The organism is Thauera sp. ZXT1-4 (genome assembly GCF_052598215.2).
The window spans coordinates 22,081-28,614 of the sequence record NZ_JBQWSN020000032.1; the positions used below are offsets into that span (position 1 = coordinate 22,081).

4 protein-coding genes are annotated in these 6,534 nt (G+C 60.6%); all 4 read right to left on the reverse strand.

The genetic code is table 11. The annotated features are described in order from the left end of the window. Nucleotides 1-144 precede the first annotated feature (144 nt). Nucleotides 145-2,376 (reverse strand): DEAD/DEAH box helicase, encoded by a 2,232-nt coding sequence (locus ACUH78_RS16740; RefSeq protein ID WP_445334086.1) that lies wholly within the window; start codon nucleotides 2,374-2,376, stop codon nucleotides 145-147. Continuing rightward, nucleotides 2,345-3,640, reverse strand: coding sequence for an ATP-binding protein (locus ACUH78_RS16745; protein ID WP_445334087.1), 1,296 nt, complete (start codon nucleotides 3,638-3,640; stop codon nucleotides 2,345-2,347). The genes ACUH78_RS16740 and ACUH78_RS16745 overlap by 32 nt, the downstream gene beginning before the upstream one ends. Then, nucleotides 3,637-6,045: a TerB N-terminal domain-containing protein gene (locus ACUH78_RS16750; protein ID WP_445334088.1), complete on the reverse strand. Its 2,409-nt coding sequence runs from the start codon at nucleotides 6,043-6,045 to the stop codon at nucleotides 3,637-3,639. Before ACUH78_RS16750 ends, ACUH78_RS16745 begins: the two co-directional genes overlap by 4 nt. 232 nt (nucleotides 6,046-6,277) lie before the next feature. After that, nucleotides 6,278-6,534 (reverse strand): hypothetical protein (locus ACUH78_RS16755; RefSeq protein WP_510497576.1); only part of this gene is annotated, 257 nt, incomplete at its 5' end.

A 6,534-nucleotide genomic window follows, 5' to 3' on the forward strand; every position in this document is an offset into this window, starting at 1 on the left:
CTGGAGGCTCTGAACTATTCAGAGCCGGCAAAAATACTGAGGACATAGACCGCGCTGTCACCATGAAGCAAGGAGCACAAACGACGATCATCGGAGTCGGTTTAAATGGCTGACTTGGACAAGCGTGCTCAGAACATCGATTGATCAGGGGCTCCTTAAGGCCTGTGCGAGGGCTTGTGCGCCAACAAGGTCTAAGTGCAGCGAAGCAAAGGACCTCCGCAAGAGTGGTTCGGGCAACGCCCAGTCCCATTTCTCGCGGAGCAGGTTCTTCGCCTCCGCGAGAACCTGTATCGGGTCTGGTGCAGGCAACTCGGCAATATCCGCTAGTGCGTCCGATAGCCGGTCAGACGATATACCCGACACGGTCAATGCAACCCCCTCGTTGGTCGCGGACAGCCCAACATGGGCAAGGAGCATGGCAAGGCCATCGTTCACCCAATCGCCCCGCCAAGTTAGCAGCACCGCGTCATTGCCCTTGGTGAACAGCCAGTTGTTGCTGAGGTCGGCGAGCTGGTAGAACTCGCGAGCCTCATTCAATAGTGCTGCAGCACCGGCATCCAGGAATGGCACCGGGTTCGCTTCCATCAGGACCTGACGCATTTCCTGTCGCACGACGTCATGCACCATGCCGGCGCCACCATCAAATGCGGGAGGCGCTCCGCCCTTGTCCGGCGCTACGACGATGATCTTCTTCTCCGACTCCACATCGATGACGCGCCAGCGTCTGCCGCCAAAGATGATGCGTTGGCTGGGTACCAGGGGATGGGAAACGGGGAGCGAACCCAGCAGCCGTCCGTCGCAGACGATGCGAAACTCCTCGTCAGAGGCGAAGGCAGCATAGAACTCGTAGTGGTTTACCAGCTTCTCGCCGAGTTCACCGTGCAACAAGAGGCCCGAACTGTCTTGGATAAGCAGCTGCTTGTCCCCCAAGTGACGTAGCAGCAGGACGAAGTCATCGCGGGTGATGTTTGAGAACGCGCCGTCCTTGACTAAGCTAGCCCACAGCTCTGCCGCCGTGGCACCTCCGCGTTCTGCAATGACTGACAGAAGCTGTTGAACAAGGGTCGACACGTGCAGCCCGTCCACCCTTGGTGGCTCGAACCACCCTCTGATGAGCAGTCGGACCATCGCTATTGATTGGACCAAGCCCTCGCGGAGGCAATCAGATAGCCCTGATTTTGGACTCAGCTCTGGTTCGATGCAGTAACCACGCAGTATGGCTGGTTCGCCTTTGCGGCGCCCCGAACGGCCGAGTCGTTGGCGCAGACTCGCTACGGACGGCGGTGGACCAATCTGGCAGACGCTCTTTACTGAACCGATGTCGATGCCAAGTTCGAGCGTGGTCGTGCAGATGGCGGTCGCTGGTTTCGTCCCGTCCTTCAGTGCCCGTTCCGCTTCCTCGCGAAACTCCTTCGATAGGCTGCCGTGATGCGGCCAGAATTCGTTGGGGACGTTGTTTCGCTCGCAGGCCCGCCTTAGCAAGTCGGCGTAGATCTCGACCTGCCGGCGGCTATTCGGAAAGACAAGGTTGTTGGAGCCACGCAGGGCCCTATAGAGCTGCTCGGCCACCTCCAGCGTGCTCCCTTTGACGAGATCCTCCATCTCGGCGTCTTCGATGTCTGGCCCTTCCTTGACCCGCGGTGGCTTCTCTACGTAGCCCTTGATGAGCACCTTCAGCTCCTGCCCACCGCTCTTGGCAACAATCAACTCAACCGAACTTGCTCCGTCGGGCCGAAGGAAGCTGGCAGCAAGCCCCATATCCCCCAGAGTCGCGGACAGGCCCACGAGAGGGAGCCGTCGTCCAACGGTCCGTTCAAGGCGGTGAAGCAACGATTGCAGCTGCTTTCCTCGCTCGGAGCCAATGAAGGCATGCAACTCGTCGATAACGACGTATCGAAGGCGGGACATCAGGCCAGCCATAGCTGTGCCGCGTCGCACAAATAGGGCCTCGAGGGACTCTGGAGTGATGAGGAGCACGCCGCGGGAGTCTTTGACGAACCGGTGCTTCTTGCTAGCAGCTATGTCGCCATGCCAGGCAACAACAGGAATGTCCAACGACTCACACAGCTCAGACAGCCGGCTCCACTGGTCGTTGATGAGTGCCTTGAGCGGCCCGATGTAGAGCACCGAGCCAATGTCCGGCTCGTGCCGAAGCATATGGGTCAGGATGGGGAAGAAGGCAGCCTCTGTCTTCCCCGCAGCGGTTGCGGCGGCCACGATGACGTCGCGGTCGGCATCGATAAGGGCTGGAGTCGCCTTCTCCTGCGCATCGCGCAAGGCAGTCCATCCCTCGCTCCAGATCCATCGCTGGATGCGCTCATCCAGCAGCTGGAAGGCTTGGGAGTCAGAGCTTGAAGCTGGCGAGCTCGTCGTCATCCTCAACCGCCTTGTCCGCGGAGCCGCCTGTGTCTTTCTCGACGGCGACGTGCCCAAGGAGCTCCTTCCAGTCCGCGGCGGGGTTCTGCTCAAGGATGGCCAGGAGATTGATGAAGGCGGTGATGGTTGTTCGGGGCGTTCTGAAGTAGGCCTCCCCAAGGCGTTGAGCACAGTGCGCCATGAAGGCGGGGATGGCTTCGTCCGGAACCAGGTACTTGGCGGTGTCACCGCCGGCATAGACGTGGCGCAGCTTGTTGAGGAGCACGTAGAAGTCCTCGGGCGTAAGGCTCGCAAGCCGAAGAACGGGACCCGAATAATCCACCATGCCGGCCTTGGCGAAGGTGTTTTCCGCCAGGCGGGACTGCAGGGCCGTGTAGCTGTACAAGCCACGACGCGTGTCCATCAGGAACTCGGGGGTGCCTCCAAGCACGATGCCGAGGCCCTCCGCGGAGCCCTGCAACGAGTCGTTGAGGATGCGAAGAATCTGTTCGTAGTTGGCGTTACGCGCCTGTGTGTTGGAGAGCTTGTAGAGGTTCACCAACTCATCCAGGCAGACCATCAGGCCGCTATAACCCGCAAGCCGGATGAAGCGGGCGAGCAGTTTCAGTTGGTCGTATATCGAGGCGTCGTCGATGATGGTGCGTACGCCCAATGCAGCGCGAGCGTCCGTTTTTGTCGTGAACTCCCCGCGGAGCCAACGGATAGCGTCGGACTTGAGTTGTTCGTTACCTTCATCAAAGCCTCGGCAGTACGCGGCGATGACCTCGGCGAAGTCGTACCCGTTCACCATCTCTGACAGGTGGTCCAGCCGCTCGCGCACGATGGCTTCGCTGGGTTTTCCGCTCGTCTTCGATTCGGACTTGGCCTGCGCGATGAATTTCTCGACGATGCCGGGGAGGGCTCCCCCATCCGGTTTTGTTCTCGTGGAAAGGTTCTTGGCTAGCTCAGCGTAGAGAGAGCGGGCTTGCCCGCCGGTCGCATGGAGTCGGCGGTCGGGGTTAAGGTCCGCATGCATCGTGACGAGTTTTTTCTCCATCGCGATGGCGCGGACCAAGTTCAAGAAGAACGTCTTCCCCGAGCCGTACTCACCGATGACGACTCTGAACCCGGAGCCTGCGTCGGCGATGCGCTCCACGTCCTTCATCAGAGCCTCGAGTTCTTTCACTCGGCCGACCTGAATCAGATGCTGGCCGACACGCGGAACGACACCCGCACGTAGCGATTGGATGACCGCATCACGGTCCTTTGCGCGAATTGTGCTCATACGGGGAGCGCCTCCAAGACTTCCTTGTTGATTTCAATCGGGTCGTCACCTTCGGTGAGGGGCGCATCGAGCGCATCCAGCACGGCCTCGTTGATGTGCTCTAGCGCACCATCGAGCATCAATTCCATGTCAGACGCAGCATCTGCGAGCTCGCCACGGAGCCAAGAGGTCCTTGAGACAAGAATGCGAACAAAGGCCGAATGGTCTGCATCGAGACCAAGAATTCCGGGAGCTGCCGCGGGCTCTTCCTCTGGTACCGACTCCATAAGCGGGGCGGACTCCTGCTGCTCTTCGTCCACAAACACCTTCGCGAGCAGTTCCGAGACCTCGGCGGTTTCCGTTTCCAGTTGCGCGATACGAGCGGGATCCAGGGCGAAGCCCGCTGTCCCACCGATGGCGGTCACAACAGGTGTGGCTTGCGTGGTGGATGTGGTGGGGACGACGTTTGGCGCGGGGCTCGCATGCAGGTCCGAGTAAACGAGCTTGGTGTCCAGCGCCAAGGCTTTGTAGGTGCGCTCAAGAAACTTCACTTCGGCGGGGCTCACGACGCCGTCAGCTTGCATGAGATGCGCAAGTAGCCGGCAGATTGAGCGGCGCGCGTCTTCCGCCAAGGGCTCCAGCTTTTTCTTCAGGCTGGCCAGCGTCGCGGGTTGGTCGATGCCCAGGCGCAGGTGTGCTTTGAGTCGCTTCCGTTGGGTGTCGCTCAAATGAGCCCAGGCATTGATCTGCTTGGTCAGCGACATTAGTTCGTGAGCAGACGCCTCGCCATCTGCATGAACGGCCATGCAGGCCAGATCGAGGGTGACCGCCGCCGCGCGATACGCGTGTCCGGCCCGGGCGGTGCTGTCCTCCGGCAGGGTGGCGAAGAGTGCAACCTTATCCTCGGCCTTGGGTGTGCGACTACCGGCAAGAACGTCGGGCTCCAGGCCGATGTGCAGGGATTCAAGTGCGCGGGCTAGGCCAATCACCTTGTCGCGAGACAGTGCCCCAGCGCTCTTTAGGCGGCCGGACAGTTCTCCAAACGCCATCAACAGCATGCCGTCGCCGACGCGGCTCTTGAGGTCATCCAGTTCAGCACGAACTGGGGCAGGCCAAAGCTCGACCGGTAATTGAAGCAAGCCTTCGAGGGCGTGCGCCTTGTCGGGATTTCGTCCGATGAAGCGACTGTATGACTCCAGGGACTTCGTGCAAGCGTCCACTAACGCCTGCAGCTTCTGGATGGGGCCCTTGACCGCCGTGACGTCTGGCAGGTCGCCGACATTTCGACGCATCTCTTGTCTTCCGAGAGCACCTGATGCGGGTTGGTAGGTGACCTGGAGCTTCGTCTTATTGAGCCGGAGCACGAATCCATCGCCGAAGTCTTCGGCGTATTTGCGGTTGAAGAGAGCCTTGAACTCGGCCTCACACCGCGACACGGGAGTGCGGCGGTAGATGTTGGGGTCGTTCAGCGCCCATGCCAAAGCCCATGATGCCGGAACGGGCTTCTGTGCAACCGCTAGGTGCCCGAGGCCTAGCTTCAAGCTCAGGGGAAGCTCGTAGCCTTGCTCGAGGGCCGAATTGACTGTGGGTGGGTCGGGTGCGAAGGGTTGGCTACGGTAGTTGTCGGCCTCGATGAAGGCTAGGAAATGGCTCGCATACCGGCGGAAGGAGTTGTTGTCGCCATAGATGCGAAGTAAGCGACGCACCTCGTTCCTAATGACTTCAACCTCGCCACGCTCACTCGTACCTGAGCCGAGGTCGACAAGGACTCTGCGCTCCAGGCCGTAGAAGTACAGGAACACGTATCCGATGTTCGCGTCTGGGGCGCGTCGGCCATCAACCAGCCACTGAAGGTATGCGCGGCGAGCATCGGGCGAGATTGAGGAGTAAGAGGGCCAGTAGTCAGTCAGGCGATCCGACCAGTCGACGGGGCTGCCGGTCACGCGCAGTTTTGGATTGATGGCAGAAGGCTCTGTGTGGCCGTAGTCATCGTGAGGGTTGCTTCCGATGTAAAGCATGCCTCCGGGTACATCGAAGCCCGCAACGTTCACTTTCTCGCCGGCCGGCACCCAACGCAGGCCGCTACTAGCCACGGGTGATGCCGGAACCCGGTACCCATCACTGTTCGTAGCGTCATCCAGGCGGAAGTTAGCGAACTCATCGTCCGGCTCGCCGCGTGCCGTCTTGAGGCTTCCTGTCGCCCGTGCCGGCGCGGATGCCCGATGAGCGGTTCCAGCCTGCGCCGTCGGCGGCTCAGCGGTCGCCTTGGCCTTGCCTCCGAATAGGTTCTTGGCGAGCCAGGCGACTAGCACAACACCTCCAATGATGAAGAGGAAGACCCAGACGTCCTTGGGTACGGACGCGATAGTCCCGATGATTATGGCTGCCATGATGAGCAGCGGGCTCGACCCCGATTTCTTTGCCATGCGTGCGATGTCCCGGGCTTTTTCAGATGTGCCGACGACCTCTCCGGCTAAACCGGCGTCCTATGGTATTTCGGTAGGAGCGGGCGAACAACCTGCCTGGAGATTCGGCCCACGCATCGTGATGTTGCTCCTCACGGAACGCTGCTTGCTGATATCTCGAACCGGGACTGAAGAAGCTGGGGTCGTACTGGGCTACTGGGCAGATCAAAGATCCTCAAGCTCGAAGCCCAGATCAACGCCCTTTTCCAAGTCTAACTGCCCTTGGCGACCACGATGGAGATCGAGTGCGGCGCAGGCGGCCTTCGGCGTCGTAGGCGAGCGTGGCGGCGTAGCCGGTCTTGGTCGCACTCTTGAGCTTGTTGTCGGCGTCGAAGGTGTAGGTCCACACGCCGTCGCCGGTCAGGTTGCCCTTGGCGTCGTGGGTGAGCGTGGCACCGGCCGCGGTGGTGTATTGGTTCAGGCCGTTGGCGGTGTAGCTCTGGGTGCCGT

Bases quoted from the DNA above. Each gene is read 5' to 3' on its own strand.
- ACUH78_RS16740 (WP_445334086.1), bottom strand. From the start codon at position 2,376: ATGACGACGAGCTCGCCAGCTTCAAGCTCTGACTCCCAAGCCTTCCAG.
- ACUH78_RS16745 (WP_445334087.1), bottom strand. From the start codon at position 3,640: ATGAGCACAATTCGCGCAAAGGACCGTGATGCGGTCATCCAATCGCTA.
- ACUH78_RS16750 (WP_445334088.1), bottom strand. From the start codon at position 6,045: ATGGCAAAGAAATCGGGGTCGAGCCCGCTGCTCATCATGGCAGCCATA.